Consider the following 22,188-nt stretch of genomic DNA (forward strand, 5'->3'; position numbering starts at 1 on the left):
TTTTAGGAAACGGGACCGATTATGGATAACTTGCGCTTCTCTTCTGCGCCAACAGCAGATTCCATTGATGCATCGATCGCTCAACGCTACCCGGACTGCGAACCTGTCGCAGTCATCGGCTACGCCTGCCATTTTCCTGAAGCGCCGGATGGCGAAACCTACTGGCGAAATCTGCTGGAAGGCCGCGAATGCAGCCGACGCTTTACGCGCGAAGCGCTTCTGGCCGCCGGGCTGGATACCGCCATTATTGACGATCCTTGTTACGTCAATATTGGAACGGTTTTAGACAACGCTGACTGCTTCGATGCCACCCTGTTTGGCTATTCGCGGCAGGAAGCGGAGTCGATAGATCCCCAGCAGCGCCTGTTTTTACAGGCGGTCTGGCATGCGCTGGAGCATGCAGGTTACGCCCCGGGCGCCGTCCCCCATAAGACCGGGGTTTTCGCCTCTTCGCGGATGAGCACCTATCCCGGCCGCGAAGCCCTGAACGTGACAGAGGTCGCTCAGGTCAAGGGCCTGCAGTCTCTGATGGGCAATGACAAGGACTATATAGCCACCCGAGCTGCCTACAAACTCAATCTGCACGGCCCGGCGTTATCGGTACAGACCGCCTGCTCCAGTTCGCTGGTTGCGGTCCATCTGGCCTGCGAAAGCCTGCGCGCAGGCGAATCCGATATGGCGGTAGCCGGCGGCGTGGCGCTCTCCTTCCCCCAGCAGGCGGGTTACCGCTACCAGCCCGGGATGATTTTCTCTCCCGATGGCCACTGTCGCCCTTTTGACGCCTCGGCAGAGGGCACCTGGGCCGGCAACGGTCTCGGCTGCGTGGTGCTGCGTCGCCTGAAGGACGCGCTGCTGTCAGGCGATCCGATTATCGCGGTGATCCTCTCCAGCGCGGTCAACAACGACGGAAACAGAAAAGTGGGTTATACCGCGCCGTCGGTGGCAGGACAGCAAGCGGTCATCGAAGAGGCGTTAATGCTGGCGGCCATCGACGACAGGCAGATCGGCTACATTGAAACCCACGGAACCGGCACGCCGCTGGGAGACGCGATTGAAATAGAAGCCCTGCGCAACGTCTACGCTCCCCGCCCGCCGCAACAGCGCTGCGCGCTGGGTTCCGTGAAGAGCAACGTTGGTCACCTGGATACCGCGGCGGGCATTGCCGGACTGCTGAAAACCGTTCTGGCGGTCAGTCGCGGAAAAATTCCGCCAATGCTGAATTTTCACACGCCAAACCCGGCGCTTAAGCTCGAGGAAAGCCCCTTTACCGTGCCGGTGACGGCGCAGGAGTGGCAGGACGAAGTGCGCTACGCGGGCGTCTCCTCCTTCGGTATTGGCGGCACCAACTGCCATATGATCGTCGCTTCGCTGCCCGACGAACTCAACATAAGCTACCCCGCCGCGGATGACGGCAGCAAGAGTTCCGCGCTGTTGCTCAGCGCTGCCAGCGACACCGCGTTGCGGCAGCTGGCAGCGGACTATGCCGCGGCGCTGAGGGAGAACGCGGATGCCAACAATCTGGCCTTCACGGCATTACGCGCGCGCCGTCTCGATCTTCCCTTCCGCCTGGCGGCGCCATTAAATCATGACACCGCCGCCGCGCTCAGCGCCTGGGCTGGCGCGAAATCGGATTCGCCGGTCTATAGCGGCCACGGCGCCAGCGGCAAACAGGTGTGGCTGTTTACCGGGCAGGGTTCGCACTGGCGCACTATGGGTCAGTCTCTGTACCTGCACTCAACGGCGTTTGCCGATACGCTGGAGCGCTGTTTTAGCGCCTGTCGCGACATGCTCACGCCTTCGCTACGGGAAGCGATGTTTAATCCCGATTCAGCGCAGCTTGACAATATGGCCTGGGCCCAGCCGGCGATTGTCGCGTTCGAAATCGCGATGGCGGCCCACTGGCGCGCTGAAGGACTGAAGGCCGACTTCGCCATGGGTCACTCCGTCGGCGAATTTGCCGCTGCCGTTGTCTGCGGACACTATACCATTGAGCAGGTCATGCCGCTGGTATGTCGGCGCGGCGCGCTGATGCAGCTGTGCGCAAGCGGCGCGATGGTGGCGGTATTTGCGCAAGAAGAGGCGTTGATGCCGTTGGCCCGTCAGTTCGAGCTGGATCTCGCCGCCAACAACGGCACCCGGCATACGGTCTTTTCCGGGCCGGAAGCCCGTATCGCGGAGTTTTGCGCCGCGCTTTCGCAACATGAGATCGACTATCGTCGCCTGCGCGTAACCGGCGCGGCGCACTCCGCTTTACTTGAACCAATACTCGATCGCTTCCAGGAGGCCTGCGCGGGTCTGCTCGCCGAGCCGGGGCAAATACCGCTGATTTCCACGCTTACCGCCGAAGTCATTGACGAGGCGACGCTCAACCAGGCGGATTACTGGCGCCGCCATATGCGCCAGCCGGTACGTTTTATTCAGAGTATTCAGGCGGCGCGCAAGCTCGGCGCCCGCGTTTTTGTTGAAATGGGGCCCGACGCCCAGCTGATTGCCTCCGGACAGCGCGAATACCGCGATGACGCTTACTGGATAGCCAGCGCCCGGCGTAACCAGGAGGCGAGCGCGGTCCTGAATCAGGCGCTTCTCCAGCTTTACGCGGCCGGCGTCACCTTACCGTGGGCCGCTCTTCTCGCAGGCGATGGGCAACGTATCTCCGCGCCATGCTATCCGTTTGCGACCGAGCGTTACTGGAAAGAACCCGCCACCTCCGCCTGCGAGCCAGCCGATGCTGTGTTTGCCGCTGGACTCGAGGTAGCCAGCAGCGCCGCGACAGCGCTCGAACTCCCCCGTCTGGAGGCGCTTAAACAGTGCGCCACGCGACTGCACGCCATCTATGTCGATCGGCTGGTACAACGCTGTACGGGCGATGCGATAGATAACGGCGTGGACGCCATCACCATTATGCGCCATGGACGACTGATGCCCCGCTACCAGCAGCTGCTTCAGCGCCTGCTAAATAACTGCGTGGTCGACGGCGATTACCGCTGCGCTGAGGGACGCTACTACCGCGCCCGCCCCATTGAACATCAGCAGCGGGAAATCCTGCTGACGGAACTCGCCGATTATTGTGAAGGTTATCAGGCTATCCCCGATACCATCGCCCGTGCCGGCGATCGGTTATACGACATGATGAGCGGCGCGGAAGAGCCGGTGGCGATTATCTTCCCGCAAGGCGCTTCCGACGGCGTAGAGGTGCTGTATCAGGAATTCAGCTTTGGCCGCTATTTCAACCAGATTGCCGCCGGGGTACTACGGGGTATCGTCCAGGCGCGTCAGCCCCATCAGCCGCTGCGCATTCTTGAAGTCGGCGGCGGAACCGGCGGCACCACCGCATGGCTGCTGCCGGAACTCAAAGACGTACCGGCGCTGGAGTACCACTTCACCGATATCTCCGCGCTGTTCACCCGCCGCGCGCAGCAGAAATTCGCCGACTATGACTTTGTCCATTACGACGAGCTGGATCTCGAACAAGAGGCGCAGTCTCAGGGCTTTGCGGCGCAGTCTTTCGATCTTATCGTCGCGGCTAACGTGATCCATGCCACGCGCCATATCGGTCGAACCCTTGATAATCTGCGTCCCTTGCTCAAGCCAGGCGGGCGCCTGCTGATGCGAGAAATCACCCAGCCAATGCGTCTGTTTGATTTCGTTTTCGGCCCGCTGGTCCTCCCGCTACAGGATATCGACGCCCGAGAAGGCGAGCTCTTCCTCACCCCCCATCAGTGGCAGCAGCAGTGCCGCCGCGCCGGATTCAGCAAAGTGGCGTGGCTACCGCAGGACGGCAGCCCGACCGCCGCTATGAGCGAACATATCATTCTCGCCACCCTGCCCGGCCAGGGGGCGTCCGCGTCATCAGAACCCGCGCTGGAACAGCCGTTGCCGGATAACCCTGATTATCTCGCCGACTGGTCCGATTGCGCAGGTCAGCCGGAACGGTTTACCGCCCGCTGGCAGGAGGCCTGGCGGCGGCTCTCCGCGCGGCACGGCGACGATTCCCCCATGAAACCGCCCCTCGTTACCGCCCCGCAATGGCTGAGGGAGGTGCGCTTAAGCTGGCGAAACGCAGCCTTTTCCCGCGGCGAGATGCGCGTGGAAGCCCGTCATCCAGACGGCAAGTGGCTGCCGCTGGCGCCCGACGCGCCTGTTCCTGCGCCGCAGACGCATTATCATTGGCGCTGGAGGTCCCTCAGTATTGACTGCAATAGCCGCCCGCTGGCATTCCGCTTCAGCGCCGGTACCCTTGCGCGCGAAGAGGCGCTGGCGCAATACGGCATTCTTCACGATCCGCAAGCTCCTTCTGTCCTGATGATTGTCGATGAGAGCGAGGAGACGCTGGCGTTAGCGACGCAGATGAAGGAGGCGCTCACCGCCAGCCCAAGCGGCTTGATTGTCGTCACCCGCCGCGCGTGGCGAATCAAGGAAAATGAGGCGCTATCAGCGGCCCATCACGCGTTGTGGGCTATGCTTCGCGTCGCGGCCAATGAACAGCCGGAACGGTTGATTGCCGCCATCGATCTGGCCGAAAACACGCCATGGGAAACGCTGCGTCAGGGATTGAGCGTTGTTTCATTGTCACAACGCTGGCTTGCCGCCCGGAATAACGGCTTCTGGCTCCCTTCGCTGGCGCCCAATGCGGGATACGCCGCCGAATTACCGGCGAAGGTGTTTGCCGGCGATAACCGCTGGCATCTGGTGACCGGGGCGTTTGGCGGACTGGGCCGCCTTGCCGTAAACTGGCTCAGAGAAAAAGGGGCGCGCCGCATCGCGCTACTGGCGCCGCGCGTGGATGCGTCATGGCCAGGCGACACAGCGGACGTGGAGATTCGCGTCTGCCGTTGTGATGTGGGTGATGCCGGAGAGCTGGCCCGTGTTCTTGATGAGCTGGCGACCAGCGGCGGCATTGCCGGAGCGATTCATACCGCTGGCGTATTGGCTGATGGGCCCTTGCAGGAACTCGATGACCACCAGCTGGCCGCCGTTTTCGCGGTCAAAGCGCAGGCGGCAAGCAAGCTGTTACAGACGCTGGGCAACCACGACGCCCGTTATCTGATTCTCTACTCGTCCGCTGCCGCCGCCCTCGGCGCGCCTGGCCAGAGCGCCCATGCGCTGGCCTGCGGTTATCTTGACGGACTCGCCCAGCAGTTCTCCTCACTTGATACGCCGAAAGTGCTCTCCATCGCCTGGGGCGCATGGGGAGAAAGCGGCCGGGCGGCTACGACGGAGATGCTGACGACCCTTGCCGATCGCGGCATGGGCGCGTTAAGCGATGCCGAGGGGCGCTGGCACCTTGAACAAGCGGTGATGCGCGGCGCCGCCTGGCGACTGGCCATGCGCGTTTTCACCGACAAAATGCCCCCGCTGCAGCAGGCTCTGTTTAACGCCGCAGTAACAGAACACGCCGCGACTACGGCAGCGCCTCCCGCTGATAAGCATGCTTTTCACGGTAGCATCAGCGATAAAGCGGCGGTGATGACATGGCTGAAAAACCGCATTGCGGTTCAGCTAAGACTGAACGATCCGGCTTCGCTGAACGCAGATCAGGATCTGTTACAGCTGGGAATGGACTCGCTGCTCTTTCTTGAACTCAGCAGCGATATTCAACATGACCTGGGTGTACGCATCAACGCGGAACGGGCGTGGCAGGATCTCTCGCCGCACGGGCTCACGCAGCTTATCTGCTCTCAGGCAGAGACGGCGCCTGCCGTATCGCCGCCGGAAGCGTTGCAGCACGATGCCGCTGAGCGTTACGCGCCCTTCCCGTTGACGCCGATTCAGCATGCCTACTGGTTGGGCAGAACCCATCTTATTGGCTATGGCGGCGTTGCCTGTCACGTGCTGTTTGAATGGGATAAACGCCACGATGAGTTCGATCTCGCCGTACTGGAGAAAGCATGGAACCAGCTCATTGCCCGCCACGATATGCTGCGGATGGTGGTGGATGCCGATGGACAACAGCGCGTTCTGGCGACAACCCCGACGTATCGTATCCCGCGCGACGATCTGCGCGCGCTTTCCCCGCAAGAGCAGCGCCAGGCGCTGGAAAAACGGCGCCATGAACTGAGCTATCGCGTTTTACCTGCCGACCAGTGGCCGCTCTTTGAGCTGGTGGTCAGCGAAATCGATGATTGCCGCTACCGCCTGCACATGAACCTCGATCTTCTGCAGTTCGATGTGCAGAGCTTCAAAGTCATGATGGACGATTTAGCCCAGGTCTGGCGCGGAGAAACGCTGCCACCGCTCGATATCACCTTCCGCGATTACGTGATGGCTGAACAGGCGCGCCGACAAACAACAGCATGGCACGATGCCTGGGATTACTGGCAGGAAAAACTACCGCAACTGCCTTCAGCGCCGGAACTGCCGGTGGTGGAGACTCCGCCGGAAACCCCGCACTTCACCACGTTTACTTCGACGCTTGATAAGCAAGAGTGGCAGGCGGTGAAACAACGCTGGCAGCAGCAGGGCCTCACCCCCTCCGCCGCGCTGCTCACGCTGTTTGCCGCCACCCTTGAGCGTTGGAGTCGTACCACGGCATTTACGCTGAACCTGACGTTCTTTAATCGCCAACCGATCCACCCGCAAATCAACCAGTTGATCGGGGATTTTACCTCCGTCACGCTGGTTGATTTTAACTTCTCAACGCCGCTAACGCTGCAGGAGCAGATGCAACGGACCCAGCAGCGTCTCTGGCAAAACATGGCGCACAGCGAAGTGAACGGCGTTGAGGCGATCCGCGAGCTGGGGCGCCAGCGCGGATCCCAGCGTCAACCGCTGATGCCGGTGGTGTTTACCAGCATGCTGGGGATGACGCTGGAAGGAATGGCTATCGACCGGGCAATGAGTCATCTGTTCGGTGAACCCTGCTATGTCTTTACGCAAACGCCGCAGGTCTGGCTGGATCATCAGGTGATGGAGAGCGATGGCGCGTTGACGTTTAGCTGGTATTGCATGGACAACGTGCTGGAACCGGGCGCGGCTGAAGCGATGTTTAATGACTACTGCGCCATCCTGCAGGCCGCCATTGCCAACCCTGAAGGCCTGAAGACCATTGACAGCGGCATTGCCGAACACATTCCCCGCCGCCGCTGGCCGCTGAACGCGCAGACGGACTACGATCTGCGGGATATTGAGCAAGCGGCGCAGGAATACCCCGGCATCCAACAGGCCAGAGCGGAACTTAGCGAAAATGGCGCGTTAACCCTGGATATTGTTGTGACCGAGGATCCACCGCCCTCAGCGCCGTTACATGATGAGCACGATCTCGCCTCACTGGCGCTGCCGTTGCCTGAACAGACGCAACTTGACGAGCTGGAAGCGACCTGGCGCTGGCTGGAGGCGCGTGCACTGCAGGGGATCGCCGCCACGCTACATCGCCACCGTCTGTTCACCACCCCGGAGGTTGCCCACCCATTTGGCGAAATAGTACAGGCGCTGGGCGCGCAAGCGTCACACCGGCGCCTGCTACGCCAGTGGCTGCAGTGTCTGGCGGAAAGGGAATGGTTAGTGCGCGAGGGGGATAGCTGGCGCTGCCGCATTACGCTCAGCGACATTCCCGAGCCTCACGAAGCGTGCCCGCAGACCCACTGGAGCCAGGCGCTGGCGCAGTATCTGGACGCCTGCATCGCCCGGCACGACGACCTCTTCTCCGGGCAGTGTTCGCCGCTGGAACTGCTGTTCAACGAGTCGTTGCGCGTAACCGAGGCGCTGTATCGCGAAAACCCCGCCAGCGCTTGTCTGAATCGCTATACCGCGCAGATTGCCGCTCTTTGCGGCGCAGAACGGATCCTCGAGGTGGGCGCCGGAACCGCGGCCACCGCGGAACCGGTGCTGAAGGCCACGCGAAACACGCGGCTGTCATACCACTTCACGGATGTCTCCGCGCAGTTCCTCAACGACGCCCAAACCCGTTTCCATGATGAATCGCGGGTGTCTTACGCCTTATTCGATATCAACCAGCCGCTGGATTTTACCGCCCACCCGGAGGCGGGTTACGACCTGATTATTGCCGTCAACGTGCTTCACGACGCCAGCCATGTCGTACAATCGTTGCGCCGATTAAAGCGGTTGCTGAAAGCCGGCGGACGCTTGCTGATCGTTGAAGCGACGGAACGAAACAGCGTATTCCAGCTGGCGAGCGTCGGTTTTATCGAAGGGTTAAGCGGATACCGCGATTTCCGCCGCCGGGATGAAAAACCTATGCTCACCCGTTCGGCGTGGCAGGAAGTGCTTGTGCAGGCCGGTTTTGCCAACGAGCTGGCCTGGCCGGAGCAGGAATCATCGCCGCTGCGCCAGCATCTGTTGGTCGCACGTTCGCCTGGGGTGAATCGCCCGGCTAAAGCAGCCGTGAGCCGCTATCTGCAGCAGCGTTTTGGCGCCACCCTGCCCGCGTTGCAGATCCGGCAGAGAGAAGCGTTATTTACTCCGCTATCGGCCCCGCCTGACGCGCAGATTGCGCCAGCTGAATCGACACCGATCGCCGGAGGCGAGCCGGCGCTGGAAAAACAGGTCGCTGAACTCTGGCAAACGCTGCTGTCTCGCCCCGTGGCCAGACATCACGACTTTTTCGCGCTGGGCGGCGACAGCCTGATGGCGACAAGGATGGTCGCGCAGTTGAACCGCAGAGGGATTGCCAGCGCCAGCCTTCAGGATCTGTTCACCCATTCAACGCTCAGCGACTTCTGCGCCCATCTGCAGGCCTGTTCGTCGGGAGAGGAGAATCCTGTGCCCATTTGCCAGGGCGGTGGCGACGAAACGTTGTTTGTTTTCCATGCTTCAGACGGCGATATCAGCGCCTGGCTGCCGCTCGCCAGCGCGCTGAATATGCCCGTTTTCGGCCTGCAGGCAAAATCGCCGCAGCGTTTTGCCACGCTTGATCGAATGATCGATGAGTATGTTGCGAGTATCCGCCGCCAGCAGCCGCACGGCCCTTATGCGCTGGCGGGTTGGTCGTATGGCGCTTTTCTTGCGGCGGGCGCCGCGCAGCGCCTGGATGCTAAAGGCGAGCAGGTACGGCTCGCGTTAATCGATCCCGTGTGTCGACAGGATTTTCGTTGCGCAAACCGGACGGCATTGCTGCGGCTGTTAGCCGAAGGCGATACGCCGCTGGCGCTGCCGGAACATTTCGATCGGCTGACGCCCGACCGCCAGCTTGCCGATTTTATCGACCTTGCCAGAACGGCCGGAATGATGGCGCAAAACCTGACGCTACAGGCGGCGGAAGCGTGGATCGACAACATCGCGCATCTGCTGCGCTTACTGACCGAGCATACGCTGGACGAAACCGTTCCGCTCCCCTGTCTCATCGTGCATGCCGCGATGAGACCCGCGCGCTGGACGCCAGCGGAAACCGAGTGGCAAACCTGGATAGACCGCGCCGACAGCCATGCGATTAAAGCCAGCCATTGGCAAATCATGCTGGAGCCCCCCCACGTTCAGACCTGTGCGCAGCATATCAAGCGCTGGCTCGGCGCAACCTCAACGCAACCGGAGAACACGTTATGATGTCGTCCGCCGCCCCTAAGCTACGCGTACTGATTGTGGGCGCTAAATTTGGCGAAATGTACCTCAACGCCTTTATGCAGTCCCAGGAGGGGCTGGAACTGGTTGGTCTTCTGTCACAGGGAAGCGCGCGATCGAGAGAACTGGCCTATGCGTTTGGAATCCCGCTGTATACCTCGCCGGAACAGATCGCCGAGATGCCGGATATTGCCTGTATCGTCGTGCGCTCAACCGTCGCCGGCGGGAGCGGAACCCAGCTTGCCCGGCACTTTTTGACCCGCGGCGTGCACGTGATTCAGGAGCATCCCCTCCATCCGGATGACGTCCGTTCTTTACAAGCGCTGGCGCAGGAACGGGGCCGCTGCTATTGGGTCAACACGTTTTATCCGCACGCGCGTGCGGGTCGCGTCTGGCTCGGGGATGCGCAGCGCTTACGTCGCAGCCTGGGTCAGGCGCCGTCGGTTGTCCACGCCACCACCAGCCGACAGTTGCTCTACTCCACGCTGGATTTGTTGTTGCTGGCGCTAGAGGTTGATGCCGCCAGCGTGGCTTGTGAAGTGGTCGGTAGCTTTAGCGACTTTCATTGTCTGAGACTTTTCTGGCCGGCGGGAGAAGCCTGTCTGCTGCTTCAGCGCTATCTCGATCCTGACGATCCTGATATGCACAGCCTGATTATGCACCGTTTGCTGCTGGGCTGGCCGGAAGGTCATCTTTCGCTGGAGGCAAGCTACGGCCCCGTGGTCTGGTCATCCAGCCTGTTTGTCGCAGAACATCAGGCGAATGTTCGTAGTCTCTACCGCAGGCCGGAGATCCTGCGCGACCCGCCGGGTCAGACGCGCAGCGCGGCTCCCCTGAGCTGGCGTGATTGCTGTGAAACCGCCGGACCGGAGGGGGTCGGCAGGTTGCTACAACAGCTGCGCAGCTATCTGGCGGGCGGAAATCTGCCGGCGGCCTGCCACTCCGCTCATCAGCTCGCGTTATCACATTTATGGCAGCAGATTTTACGTAAGACCGGCCATGCGGAGATCCGACATCTGACGCCGCCGCGTCACGACCGGTTACCGGCTTTCTACCGCCACGATGAGGAGTCCCTGTGATGCAATCTGCGATGTGTATTCCGTTATGGCCCGCCCGCAACGCCAGTACGGCGCATCTGGTGATGTGCCCCTTCGCGGGCGGCAGCAGTAGCGCGTTTCGCCGCTGGCGAGACCACCCCATGGCGGAGATCGCGCTTTCCCTGGTGACCTGGCCGGGACGCGATCGCCTGCGCCATCTGGCGCCGCTCAGCAGCATTACGCAACTGGCGTCGCTGCTGGCGGACGAACTGGAAGAGAGCGTATCGCCTGACGCCCCGCTTTTACTTGCCGGGCACAGCATGGGCGCACAGGTGGCGTTTGAAACCTGCCGGCTTCTGGAACAACGGGGGCTTCCCCCACAAGGGCTGATTATTTCCGGCTGCCATGCCCCTCATCTGCATTCCCGGCGCAGGCTCAGCGACCGCGAGGATGCCGACTTTATCGCTGAACTGATCGATATCGGCGGATGTTCGCCTGAACTACAGGAAAACAAGGAGCTACTGTCGCTATTTCTTCCTCTTCTGCGCGCTGATTTTTACGCTACTGAGCACTATCACTACGACTCGCTCGACGATTTCCCGCCGCTGCGCACGCCTGCGCTGCTGGTATGCGGCAGCCGCGATCGTGAAGCCTCCTGGCCGGAGATGGAGGCCTGGCGTCCGTGGCTGAACCACATCGCAGGCGAGGTGGTGATTGACGGCGACCATTTTTATCTGCTGCAACAATCCAGGGCCTTTTTTACGCAGATTATTCACCATTTTCCCCACGTATTTTCTGCGACGGCCGCTTTGCAAAATCGGTCCTGCACTTCTGAAAGGTGACGCATGCACTCTTCCTTTGATTCTCTGATAAAACAGTATCCCTTCCCCATTGCTGAACAGCTGCGCCACTGGGCGGCTCGCTATCCCTCGCGAATTGCTGTCGTTGATGCCAAAGACTCGCTGACCTACAGCGCGCTCGATCTTCAGGTCGATGAGCTTGCTGCGGGGTTATCATCGCTGGGTTTGCGTCCGGGAGAACATGTGCTTATCCAGCTCCCCAACGGCAACGCATTTGTGATCCTGCTATTCGCGCTGTTAAGACTGGGCGTTATCCCTGTTCTGGCGATGCCCTCGCAGCGGGCGCTGGATATCGACGCGCTGATGGCGCTGGCGCAACCGGCCGCTTATGTGATTCACGGAGAAAGCCACGCGGACCTGGCCCGCCAGATGGCGCGCAAACACGCCTGCCTGCGGCAAGTTCTGGTCGCAAGTGAGACCGAAGGCGACGATTTTACGCCGCTCTTCTCGCTGCGCGGCGAACGGCAGACGTGGCTGCAGCCCGATGCTGCTGGCACCGCGCTGCTGCTGCTCTCAGGCGGCACCACCGGGACGCCAAAGCTTATCCCGCGACGGCACGCTGACTATAGCTATAACTTCAGCGCCTCTGCCGAACTGTGCGGCCTTAATCCACAGAGCGTGTATCTCGCCGTCCTCCCCGTGGCGCATAACTTTCCGCTGGCCTGTCCCGGTATTCTGGGAACCCTTGCCTGCGGCGGAAAGGTGGTATTAACCGACAGCGGCAGCTGCGATGAGGTGATGCCTTTAATCGCTGAACAAGGCGTGACACATGTCGCCCTGGTACCGGCGCTGGCGCAGCTCTGGGTGCAGGCCAGAGAGTGGGAAGACAGCGATCTCTCTTCGCTACGCGTCATTCAGGTGGGCGGCGCCCGGCTTGACCCAACGCTTGCTGAGCAGGTTATCTCGACGTTTGATTGTCCCCTGCAACAGGTATTCGGTATGGCGGAAGGCCTGCTCTGCTTTACCCGGTTGGACGATCCTCTGGCCACCGTTCTTCACAGCCAGGGGCGCCCTATGTCTCCCCTGGATGAAATTCGCGTCGTTGACGAAGAGGAAAACGACGTTGCGCCTGGCGAAACGGGACAGTTATTAACGCGCGGTCCTTATACTATTACGGGCTATTATCGCGCTCCCGAGCACAATGCGCGGGCCTTTACTGCTCAAGGATTTTACCGTACTGGCGACAATGTCAGGCTCGATGAGGCGGGAAATCTGTACGTTGAGGGGCGCATAAAAGAGCAGATCAACCGCGCCGGAGAGAAAATAGCCGCTGCGGAAGTGGAATCGGTACTGATGCGTCTGGAAGACGTAAAGGATTGCGCCGTGGTCGCCGCGCCGGATACGCTGCTTGGCGAGCGGATATGCGCGTTTATCATCGCGCAACGCACTCCCTCTGACTATCAACAGCTGCGTCAAAAGCTGGTCCAAATGGGGATCAGCGCGTGGAAGATTCCCGATCAAATTGAGTTTCTGACCCACTGGCCGCTCACCGCCGTCGGCAAGGTAGATAAAAAGCGCCTGACGGCGCTCGCCATTGAGCGTTATCGCCATTCAGCCCAATAAGCGCCCCGCTACCCGAAACAGGTGGAAATAAACCCGTTTCGGGTAGCAGCGCAATTAGAAATAGTTATCATTTTCAATTCACCATTATCGGTATTTTGGCGTCTCGCCGTTTTTCAGGGATTCATAACAATGAAAATGACACGGTTTTATCCTCTGGTTCTGGGGGGATTTTTACTCCCGGCCGCTGCTCATAGCCAAACCTCACAGCAAGACGAAAGCACGTTGGTGGTCACCGCCAGTAAACAGTCTTCCCGCTCGGCATCAGCCAATAATGTCTCTTCTACCGTTATCAGCGCGACGGAGTTAAGCGACGCGGGCGTTACCGCCAGTGACAAACTCCCCAGAGTGTTGCCTGGGCTGAATATTGAAAATAGCGGCAACATGCTTTTTTCAACGATCTCGCTACGCGGCATCTCTTCGGCCCAGGACTTTTATAACCCCGCCGTTACCCTGTATGTCGATGGCGTCCCACAGCTTTCGACCAACACCATCCAGGCACTGACCGATGTGCAGAGCGTGGAGCTCCTGAGAGGACCGCAGGGAACCTTGTATGGCAAAAGCGCCCAGGGCGGGATCATTAACATCGTCACCCAGCAGCCGGACAGCACCCCGCGCGGCTATATTGAAGGTGGCGTCAGCAGTCGTGACAGTTATCGAAGCAAACTCAACCTGAGCGGCCCGATTCAGGATGGCCTGTTATACGGCAGCGTGACCCTTTTACGCCAGGTTGATGACGGCGAGATGATTAACCCCTCGACCGGTAGCGATGATTTAGGCGGTACCCGCGCAAGTATCGGGAATGTGAAACTGCGTCTGGCGCCGGACGACCAGCCCTGGGAAATGGGGTTTTCCGCCTCGCGCGAATGCACTCGCGCTACACAGGATGCCTACGTGGCATGGAATGATCTCAAAAGCCGTACGCTGTCTCTTAGCGAGGGTTCACCGGACCCGTACCTACGGCGCTGTACTGACAGCCAGACGCTAAGCGGTAAATACGCTACCGATGACTGGGTTTTCAATCTGATCGGCGCCTGGCAGCAGCAGAATTATTCCCGGACCTTCCCTTCCGGCTCGTTGATCGTCAATATGCCCCAGCGCTGGAACCAGGATGTGCAGGAGCTACGCGCCGCCACCCTCGGCGATACGCGTACCGTGGATATGGTATTTGGGTTGTACCGGCAGAACACCCGCGAAAAGCTAAACTCCGCCTACGATATGCCGACGATGCCCTATTTAAGCAGCACCGGCTATACCACCGCTGAAACCCTTGCCGCCTACAGCGATCTGACCTGGCATTTAACCGAGCGTTTTGACATCGGCGGCGGCGTGCGTTTCTCGCATGATAAAGCCAGCACGCAGTATCACGGCAACATGCTGGGAAACCCATTTGGCGACCAGGGTAAAAGCAATGACGACCGGGTGCTCGGACAGCTCTCCGCAGGCTATCTGCTGACCGACGACTGGCGAGTATATACCCGCGTCGCCCAGGGATATAAACCTTCCGGATACAATATCGTGCCTACCGCAGGTCTTGATGCCAAACCGTTCAACGCGGAAAAATCCATCAACTATGAAATTGGCACCCGTTACGACACCGCCGACGTCACGCTGCAAGCCGCCACCTTTTATACCCACACCAAAGATATGCAGCTCTACTCTGGCCCGGTCGGAATGCAGACCTTAAGCAATGCGGGGAGAGCCGACGCCACCGGCGTTGAGCTGGAAGCGAAATGGCGGTTTGCCCCTGGCTGGTCATGGGATATCAATGGCAACATGATCCGTTCCGAATTCACCAACGACAGCGAGCTGTACCACGGCAACCGGGTGCCGTTCGTACCGCGTTACGGCGCGGGAGGCAGCGTGAATGGCGTGATTGATACGCGCTATGGCGCACTGATGCCCCGGCTGGCGGTTAATCTGGTGGGGCCGCATTATTTCGATGGCGACAACCAGCTGCGGCAAGGCGCCTACGCCACCCTGGACAGCAGCATTGGCTGGCAGGCGACGGAACGGATGAATATTTCCGTCTATGTCGATAACCTGTTCGACCGTCGTTACCGTACCTATGGATATATGAACGGCAGCAGCGCCGTCGCGCAGGTTAATATGGGCCGCACTGTCGGTATCAATACGCGAATTGATTTCTTCTGATCCAACGATACAGGGATGCAATAATCGCATCCCTGCCATCACGGAATTTAACTCGTTGACGTCAGGAGAATGCCTGAACCCCAGCCAGCAACAAAATCTATATTGTCACTGGCCGGCCTTGAAGATAATTCCATCGGCCTGCAGCCCAAGGAATTCGCCGCTTACTTCGCCGGAATAATCAGCACCTGGCCCGGATAGATTTTATCGGGATGCGTCAGCATCGGTTTGTTGGCTTCAAAAATACGTTGATACTCATTGGCGGAGCCATACATCGCTTTAGAGATGGCGCTCAGGGTGTCGCCGGATTTGACCGTGTAATAACGACTTTCCGCCCCGCTTTGCGTCACCTTCACGCTGTCATTAACCTGACCAACGCCGGTGACGTTACCTACCGCCACCAGAATTTTTTCCTTATCTTCTTGCGAACCGACATCGCCGGTAACCGTCGCGGTGCCGTCGTCCGCAACATCGATATTGACCTTTTCGGCGCCGGGAAGATTAAGACCATCAATATGTTTTTTCAGCTTGTCGGCCTTATCTTCCTTGCTGCCGCCGGAGACGGCGTCCCATATTTTCTCGCCCGCTTCTTTGACAAAATTTAATAATCCCATCGTTCCATACCTCCATGACTGTTTCATGATCGCATTTTCATCAACAGCCGCTAAGTCAATTCCAGGATATACGTTTTGATACCCCGCCAACGCGGCGGCCGCCTGAAGCAGCACAACCTGCCCTCAAAGTATAATCAATAAGCGTCAAAGTGCAGGATATTTGCCCGGCAATGGCAGGAAAGTCTGTATTCTGGCCGGGCGACATGTCATGAAATCAGCAGTTGACCTTCATCGTATAAGGCGTGTAGTTTTAAGCGGTTCCGTCCGTTTCTGGTTATTGATCTTCAATGAATAATAAGGTCAGAAAATGATTCATCCAGCCTATTCAACAACGACACGCACCATCACCACCGCAACCTGCGGCGGCGTGTGCGTATCTGTGGCTGGAACCTGACAGAACAGAACCTCACTCCCCGTTAAAGCGGACGGGGACAAACAGCTCTCCGTTCATCACATACTGAATGGAGACACGCCCCATGATTTCATCTGAACATGCGCTAGTGATTATTGATATGCAGGAGGGGCTTTTCCGCGGTCCGGCTTCTCCTCATTCCGCTGATGCCGTTCTGACAAATATTCTTCTGCTCATCGCTAAAGCCAGGCAGTCACAGGTACCGATCTTTTTTATTCGCCACGTCGGACCCGACGGCTCCCCCTTCTCTGCGAGCAGCCCGTTAACCAGGCTGATAGCCGAGCTGGATGTGGACGTTGAACGGGATATCGTCTTAACCAAAACGTATCCCAGCGGCTTTCGCGACACCGAATTACAGCGCCAGCTTACGCAGAGAGGCGTAAAGCAGCTGGTGATTGCCGGGATGAAAACAGAGTTTTGCGTCGATACCACCTGCCGGGCAGCGCCGGAGCTGGGATTCACGGCCGTGCTGATTTCCGATGCGCATACCACAATCGATAATCCTCATTTATCCGCTAAGGACATCATTGGCCATCACAACCGAACGCTGGCGGGCCCGTTTGTCGCGCTTTCAACCGCGGCCGACTGGCGCTTTTGACGAAAACCAGGCGAACAGCGGCTTTGCGTTATGTCGGGACGAGAAGCCGCAGGCCGGGATAACGCTGTAGCCACCGTTTTTCCGCGACGCGCTGGCTGAAAATAGCCAGCTTATGCTGCGTAAATACCGGCGTTGGCCGCAGACGGAGCTCAAAGAGATCGTCCAGCCCGTAGGGCGCGATAACCTCAACATGATCTGTTGCTCCCAATCTGACCGCGATAGCCGTCGCGGTTTCAGGCCAGTACAGCAGCGCATTCTCCGTTGAACGATAAGGTTGATGTCCGTTGCGTTGATGCATTCTGGCCTGATTTTTCACCGACCAGTTAAAAACGGAGTTTTGCTGGCTAAGCCTCTCTTCCAGCGCGCTATCGCAGGCGGAAGTCGCGCTTTTCGCGTCGAACCAGACAACATCCACATCACCCGAAACTGGCCTTAGCCCGTAGCCGTGCAGATGATCCCAGACAGCATCTCTGACAAAGCCGGCGCCAATCCAGCCATCGTTGAGTTCCAGCGCCTGCACGGCGTACAGCGCGTTCATTCTCATCGGGTCGTTTAACAACACGCTTTGCAAGAGGTTCTGATATTTCATGGTTTCCCTGTAAACGGCGATCGATCCGCTCAGTGTATCAGCGTTCAGGAGGCGCCGCTTCAGGCGCCCCCTGTTATTCACCTCGCGGCTACGCTTCGTACGCGGCGTGATGGAAATCAATTTCCCACTGCAGCACATCGCCGTAAAGCGCCGACAGCGCCTGCTTTTCGCTTTCACTCAGCGTCGTGGCGCAGCGATCGAGTTCGTTCTTCAGCCAGAGCGCCTGCTGATAAAATTCGTCCTCGGCGTGCATCTCCACCCAGCGCCGGACGTCCGCGTCGCTCTGGCGATGCTCACTTACCCCCCGGCACCAGACGTAGTACATCCATTCCGCACCGAACATCATCGTCACGATCTGCTCGTAGCTGCCCTCCCGGGCGGTTCGCAGCATGCCGTCGCGAAAGCGCCGCACGCCGGGCAGATCGTCCGGGTACGCAGCGGGATCGACCCGCCGCTCTGACAACACCTGTTCAAACCACGCGATCTGGGTGTCAACCAGAGCATTCAGCACGCCAATCAGCCAGCGCTGCTGATGAATACCCGGCGCTTTGCTGACCCCGAGGGCAAAAATCGCGATTGCCGTCGCGACAAAGTTGCCCTCAAATACCAGATAGCGGTTAAAGACGGCTGTCGGCAGACGATCCTCTTCGATATCAGTCACAAAACGGTGCCGCTGCATCGCCTGCCACGCCGGTTGATGCTCGCGCAGCAGGCGTTCGCTAAACGCTTCCATTATGCCTCCTCGAGCGCGGCCTGCGCGACTGACATAAAATGCTTCACCCGAGCCAGCTCAACATCGTTCCACCACACGCCATCGACCTTCATAGTACTGGCCACGATAACCCCCTGAGTCCGTCCGAGGATCTGGCGCACGTTGGCCGGCGTCACCCCCGAGCCCACCAGCAGCGGTAGCTCCGTCGCCGCGCGGATCTCGTCAATTTCCGCCATCGTGGCGCTATCGCCCGTACGCTGGCCGGTGGCGATCACCGCGTCAGCCTCGAAGAAATCGACGTCGCGCGTCAGCTCCTGAATCGAACGATCGGCAACGATGGCATGGCTACCGTGCTTGACGTGGCTATCGGCAAAAACGCGAATATGCTCAGCGCGCAGCATACTGCGGTAGCGCAGCGCCTTAGCGGCCGCCCCTTCAATAAATCCTTCGTTGGCGATATAGGCGTTGGCCCACTGGTTTACGCGGACGAAATCGGCTCCGCCCGCCAGGGCGATAGCCATCGCCGGGATCGCCGCGTTCGCCAGGACGTTAATGCCCAGCGGCACAGCAAAACGCTCGCGCACTTTCTCGGTAATCACCGCCATTAGCGCGGAAGTTTCGTGACCGATATCCTCAGGTTTGGAAAAAGGAATATCCCCGTGGTTTTCAATAATCAGTCCGTGAACGCCGCCTGAAATATAATTTTCAGCATCGCGAAGCGCGCGCTCAATAATATCAGAGACTGATTTCCCTCGATATTTAGGTGCACCAGGAAAAGGATCGCAATGAATAACCCCAACAACCGCTTTGCTGCGTGAAAAAATAGCTTGTATTGCATTCGTTTTTTCTGCTGAGATAGCAACCATCTTATCCATCCTGTTAAGGGAACACTATGCGTGTTTACGTTACCGGTAATATTACCGTAGATGAAACCTGGTCCATTCCGGATATACCGAAAAAAGGCGCTTCAATTCACGGCGTTAAAGTTTCGCAGGATATCGGCGGTAAAGGCGCGAACCAGGCGATTATATTAGCCCGCTGCGGAATAGAAACGCGCCTAATTGCCGCCACGGGAAATGACAGCAACGGCGTGTGGATCCGTCAGCAGATAAAAAATGAACCACTGACCTTACTACCCGACGGTCATTTCAATCAACATAGCGATACCTCGATTATTTTAAATAGCGCTGACGGCGACAATGCCATTATTACCACTACCGCCGCCGCGGATACATTCCGCCTGGATGACATTATTCCGCATATCGCGGATGCCGTCGCCGGCGATATTCTGCTACAGCAGGGCAATTTCTCCCTGGACAAAACGCGGGCGCTGTTCCAGTACGCCAAAAGCCGCAGTATGACGACGGTATTCAACCCCTCGCCCGTCAATCCTGAATTTTGCCATCTGTGGCCGCTCATCGACATCGCGGTAGTCAATGAATCTGAGGCCGAGCTGCTCCAGCCATACGGGGTGAAAAGCTTAGTCATTACCCAGGGCGCCGCAGGCGCCTGGCTGGTCCAGGAGGGCCAGCGCCGGTTTTGTCCCGCCGTGCCCGCCGAGGCGCTTGATACTACCGGGGCGGGCGACACGTTCCTCGCCGTGATGCTGGCCTCCGCCCTGCTGCGCGACGTCGCGCCGGATGCGCTAGCGCTGGCGCACGCCAGCCGGGCTGCCGCCATTACCGTTAGCCGCCGGGGGACGCTCAGCGCGTTTCCCGGCAGCCATGAGCTTGCCGCCCTGTTAACCACGGGCGGCGCGCGCTGACCTACTTAAACAGCGAACGGTAGGAATCGACGTTCGCTTTGGTCACCACCGTCGCCGGAACCAGAATGGTTTTCGGCACGGTTTTACCCGAAGTGATGCTGTTCAGCGCCTTCAGGGCTTCGGCGCCCATCTTTTCCGGGTCCTGCTGCAGTACGGCGGTCACGTAGCCGCCGTCAATACCGGAAATCGCCTTTGCCGTCAGATCCCAGCCAAAGACTTTAATGTCCTTCTGGCGGCCCTGGTTTTCCACGGCGGCAATCGCACCGAGCAGCGCGGGTTCGCCGGTGGCATATATCGCCGTCAGGTCCGGGTTACCGGTGATCAGGTTTTCCGCCGCGGTCATTGCTTTGTCCTGCACGTTCTGCCCGTCGACAACGTTAGCGATGGTGATCTTCGGATTGCTTTTCAGCGTCTCTTCGAACCCTTTCTGCCGCTGGTTCTGAATAGCCGAGTTCAGCGCGCCGACGATCCCCAGCCGCGCCTGGCCGCCCATCTCTTTCTGCACGTAGTCCACGAAGTATTGACCAATAATTCTGCCGCCTTCAATATTATCAACGCCGACCTGGGCCGCCTGTGGTCCAGCCGGTAATACGGCGTCAATCGCAATCACCGGAATGTTAGCGGCGGCGGCTTCTTTTACCGCGGGCATAATTCCGTTAACATCGATAGCGGCAACCAGAATGCCTTTAACGCCTTGCTGAATATAGTTTTCAATGGCGTCATTTTGCGCCACGGGATTATCGTTAGAGTTAAATATCACTAAATCTTTGCCGCTGGCTTTTGCCGCATCCTGCGCGCCTTTATTCATCAGATTAAAGAACAGCGCCTGCTGATTGATTTGGACCAGGGCATAAGTCGGAGCGGCCGCGCCAGCGGTCGAAATAAAACTCATTGATGCCAGCATCGTCGTGGCGACAGCAAGTAAACGCAGTTTTCCGGTGTTAAATAACATCATCAGTATCCTCGTCGGGAATAGGTGATAGCCAGCAGAGTTCCGCGCCGCATGCGAACGCAGAAGGATTATTTTTTGGCGGGCAAATATCGTCTATGTGGCCAGAACCATCATCGATCGTTCGGCGAATACCTGTTTAACTTCATTCCGGCAACCGGTCCGTGTCGGCGCGCGACTGGAATGACTTAAACGGGTTTGGGAATGACTTCCCGGATGATGCGGTAAACTGCCTATACAATTCTCCGCAGATTAAAATTTGTCAAGCGTTTATTTGAGGCGATTGTGGGCAGAGAAATTGCTGTATCCAGCGCGCTTAACTATGTTACAGATAGCCGATTCTGGCAGAAATGGCGCAGGAAATGAGTATAAAACGCGTATTGTTATCCGATGTCGCAAAGCTGGCGGGACTGTCGAAAGCCACCCTGTCGCGCTATATGAACAACAGTATTGTGCTGCCGCAGGACACCATCGACCGTATCGAAACGGCGATTCGCGAACTGGACTATCGCGGTAATAGCCTGGCGCGCCGTCTTAGCAAAGGCGGCAGCGAGACGCTCGGCCTGGTGCTGCCCGATATCACCAACCCCTTCTTTGCCGAGCTGGCCGACGCCGCCGAAGAGGCCGCTTCCGCCAGCGGTTATAGCCTGGTGCTGTGCATCACCCGCAATAATCCGGAAAAGGAGTGCCAGTTCATCCGCTGGCTGGATACCTGCCAGGTCGATGGCCTGCTGTTCACCACTAACCGCCCTGATAACGGCCTGCTGCGCAAAGAGGTCCAGCGTCACGAACGCATTGTCCTGCTGGATGAAGATATACCCGGCAGTACGGTGCCAAAGGTGTTTGCCGATAACGTTCAGGGCGGGCGGATCGCCACCGAAAAGCTGATCGCCGCCGGACACCGCCATATCGCCTTCGTCGGCGGTCCCGACAAGCTGATGAGCGTCCGCGAGCGCTATCAGGGCTTCTGCACCGCGATGGAGCAGGCCGGTCTGAGCTGGCCGCCCGAATGGGTGATGTACGGCGACTACCAGCGCGAGTTCGGCCAGCAGGCGCTGCGTTACCTGTTTAGCCAGCCGCTTCGCCCGACCGCCGTCTTCGCCGCCAGCGACTACCTGGTGCTGGGTCTGCTTGACGGGCTGCGCGCCAGTGGGCTTCAGGCGCCGGAGGCGCTGTCGCTGGTCGGCTTCGATGACGCCAACTATGCCGATTTCACCCAGCCGCGTATCTCAACTATCCGCCAGCCCGCCCGCGAACTGGGCCGCACCGCGGTGAATATCATGATGCGCCTGCTGAACAACGACCAGGATATCCCGGCAGAAACCCGCCTGCCGGTAGAATGGATCGGTCGCGACTCAATCAAGATTTGTTAAGCGCGTCCCAAAATGGCGCAAAAGCGCCCAGTTTTGGCGCAAAAAACGATCGATT

13 protein-coding genes are annotated in these 22,188 nt (G+C 58.9%); 8 read left to right on the plus strand and 5 right to left on the minus strand.

The window, feature by feature from the left end; translation table 11 throughout:
• The first annotated feature begins 21 nt into the window (after positions 1-21).
• The 5 genes from irp1 to fyuA all read left to right on the plus strand — a co-directional run bounded on the left by irp1 (position 22) and on the right by fyuA (position 15,124).
• Positions 22-9,498: a yersiniabactin polyketide synthase HMWP1 gene (irp1, locus tag BWI76_RS14535; protein WP_064371767.1), complete on the plus strand. Its 9,477-nt coding sequence runs from the start codon at positions 22-24 to the stop codon at positions 9,496-9,498.
• Positions 9,495-10,592, plus strand: a complete 1,098-nt coding sequence (locus BWI76_RS14540) for a thiazolinyl imide reductase (protein WP_004136996.1) — start codon at positions 9,495-9,497, stop codon at positions 10,590-10,592. The genes irp1 and BWI76_RS14540 overlap by 4 nt, the downstream gene beginning before the upstream one ends.
• Positions 10,589-11,392: a thioesterase II family protein gene (locus BWI76_RS14545; protein WP_064371768.1), complete on the plus strand. Its 804-nt coding sequence runs from the start codon at positions 10,589-10,591 to the stop codon at positions 11,390-11,392. Before BWI76_RS14540 ends, BWI76_RS14545 begins: the two co-directional genes overlap by 4 nt.
• A 3-nt stretch (positions 11,393-11,395) precedes the next feature.
• A complete protein-coding gene (ybtE, locus tag BWI76_RS14550; protein WP_064371769.1) occupies positions 11,396-12,973 on the plus strand; it encodes a yersiniabactin biosynthesis salycil-AMP ligase YbtE in 1,578 nt (525 codons plus the stop codon).
• 129 nt (positions 12,974-13,102) lie between these two features.
• A complete protein-coding gene (gene fyuA, locus BWI76_RS14555; protein ID WP_004136993.1) occupies positions 13,103-15,124 on the plus strand; it encodes a siderophore yersiniabactin receptor FyuA in 2,022 nt (673 codons plus the stop codon).
• Positions 15,125-15,285: 161 nt separating this feature from the next.
• On the opposite strand, the gene lysM is transcribed toward fyuA, so the two are convergent.
• On the minus strand, positions 15,286-15,735 hold the full coding sequence (lysM, locus tag BWI76_RS14560; protein WP_004136991.1) for a peptidoglycan-binding protein LysM: 450 nt from the start codon (positions 15,733-15,735) through the stop codon (positions 15,286-15,288).
• Between the two features lie 476 nt (positions 15,736-16,211).
• On the opposite strand from lysM, the gene BWI76_RS14565 reads away from it, so the two are divergent.
• A complete protein-coding gene (locus BWI76_RS14565) occupies positions 16,212-16,745 on the plus strand; it encodes a cysteine hydrolase family protein (RefSeq protein ID WP_004136989.1) in 534 nt (177 codons plus the stop codon).
• Between the two features lie 28 nt (positions 16,746-16,773).
• Here the strand turns inward: BWI76_RS14565 and BWI76_RS14570 are convergent, their stop codons facing one another.
• The 3 genes from BWI76_RS14570 to BWI76_RS14580 all read right to left on the minus strand — a co-directional run bounded on the left by BWI76_RS14570 (position 16,774) and on the right by BWI76_RS14580 (position 18,912).
• Positions 16,774-17,334 carry a nucleotidyltransferase family protein gene (locus BWI76_RS14570; protein ID WP_004136986.1) on the minus strand — a complete coding sequence of 187 codons (561 nt, stop codon included), beginning with the start codon at positions 17,332-17,334 and terminating at the stop codon, positions 16,774-16,776.
• 88 nt (positions 17,335-17,422) lie between these two features.
• Positions 17,423-18,067 (minus strand): TenA family protein, encoded by a 645-nt coding sequence (locus BWI76_RS14575; RefSeq protein WP_004136984.1) that lies wholly within the window; start codon positions 18,065-18,067, stop codon positions 17,423-17,425.
• On the minus strand, positions 18,067-18,912 hold the full coding sequence (locus BWI76_RS14580; protein WP_004136981.1) for a BtpA/SgcQ family protein: 846 nt from the start codon (positions 18,910-18,912) through the stop codon (positions 18,067-18,069). Before BWI76_RS14580 ends, BWI76_RS14575 begins: the two co-directional genes overlap by 1 nt.
• Positions 18,913-18,938: 26 nt before the next feature.
• Here BWI76_RS14580 and BWI76_RS14585 point away from each other — a divergent pair, with 26 nt between their 5' ends.
• Positions 18,939-19,811: a PfkB family carbohydrate kinase gene (locus BWI76_RS14585; protein ID WP_004136979.1), complete on the plus strand. Its 873-nt coding sequence runs from the start codon at positions 18,939-18,941 to the stop codon at positions 19,809-19,811.
• A 1-nt stretch (position 19,812) separates the two neighbouring features.
• Here the strand turns inward: BWI76_RS14585 and BWI76_RS14590 are convergent, their stop codons facing one another.
• A complete protein-coding gene (locus BWI76_RS14590; protein ID WP_004136977.1) occupies positions 19,813-20,766 on the minus strand; it encodes a substrate-binding domain-containing protein in 954 nt (317 codons plus the stop codon).
• Positions 20,767-21,110: 344 nt separating this feature from the next.
• Here BWI76_RS14590 and BWI76_RS14595 point away from each other — a divergent pair, with 344 nt between their 5' ends.
• Positions 21,111-22,133 (plus strand): LacI family DNA-binding transcriptional regulator, encoded by a 1,023-nt coding sequence (locus BWI76_RS14595; protein ID WP_024358148.1) that lies wholly within the window; start codon positions 21,111-21,113, stop codon positions 22,131-22,133.
• Positions 22,134-22,188 lie beyond the last annotated feature (55 nt).

The sequence above is a fragment of the Klebsiella sp. M5al genome (genome assembly GCF_002090195.1).
GTDB lineage: Bacteria > Pseudomonadota > Gammaproteobacteria > Enterobacterales > Enterobacteriaceae > Klebsiella > Klebsiella grimontii.

Coding starts and splice junctions, on each gene's coding strand:
- ybtE (WP_064371769.1), top strand. CDS start 11,396: ATGCACTCTTCCTTTGATTCTCTGATAAAACAGTATCCCTTCCCCATT.
- BWI76_RS14590 (WP_004136977.1), bottom strand. CDS start 20,766: ATGATGTTATTTAACACCGGAAAACTGCGTTTACTTGCTGTCGCCACG.
- lysM (WP_004136991.1), bottom strand. CDS start 15,735: ATGGGATTATTAAATTTTGTCAAAGAAGCGGGCGAGAAAATATGGGAC.
- BWI76_RS14565 (WP_004136989.1), top strand. CDS start 16,212: ATGATTTCATCTGAACATGCGCTAGTGATTATTGATATGCAGGAGGGG.
- BWI76_RS14570 (WP_004136986.1), bottom strand. CDS start 17,334: ATGAAATATCAGAACCTCTTGCAAAGCGTGTTGTTAAACGACCCGATG.
- BWI76_RS14585 (WP_004136979.1), top strand. CDS start 18,939: ATGCGTGTTTACGTTACCGGTAATATTACCGTAGATGAAACCTGGTCC.
- BWI76_RS14575 (WP_004136984.1), bottom strand. CDS start 18,067: ATGGAAGCGTTTAGCGAACGCCTGCTGCGCGAGCATCAACCGGCGTGG.
- fyuA (WP_004136993.1), top strand. CDS start 13,103: ATGAAAATGACACGGTTTTATCCTCTGGTTCTGGGGGGATTTTTACTC.
- BWI76_RS14540 (WP_004136996.1), top strand. CDS start 9,495: ATGATGTCGTCCGCCGCCCCTAAGCTACGCGTACTGATTGTGGGCGCT.
- irp1 (WP_064371767.1), top strand. CDS start 22: ATGGATAACTTGCGCTTCTCTTCTGCGCCAACAGCAGATTCCATTGAT.
- BWI76_RS14595 (WP_024358148.1), top strand. CDS start 21,111: ATGGCGCAGGAAATGAGTATAAAACGCGTATTGTTATCCGATGTCGCA.
- BWI76_RS14580 (WP_004136981.1), bottom strand. CDS start 18,912: ATGGTTGCTATCTCAGCAGAAAAAACGAATGCAATACAAGCTATTTTT.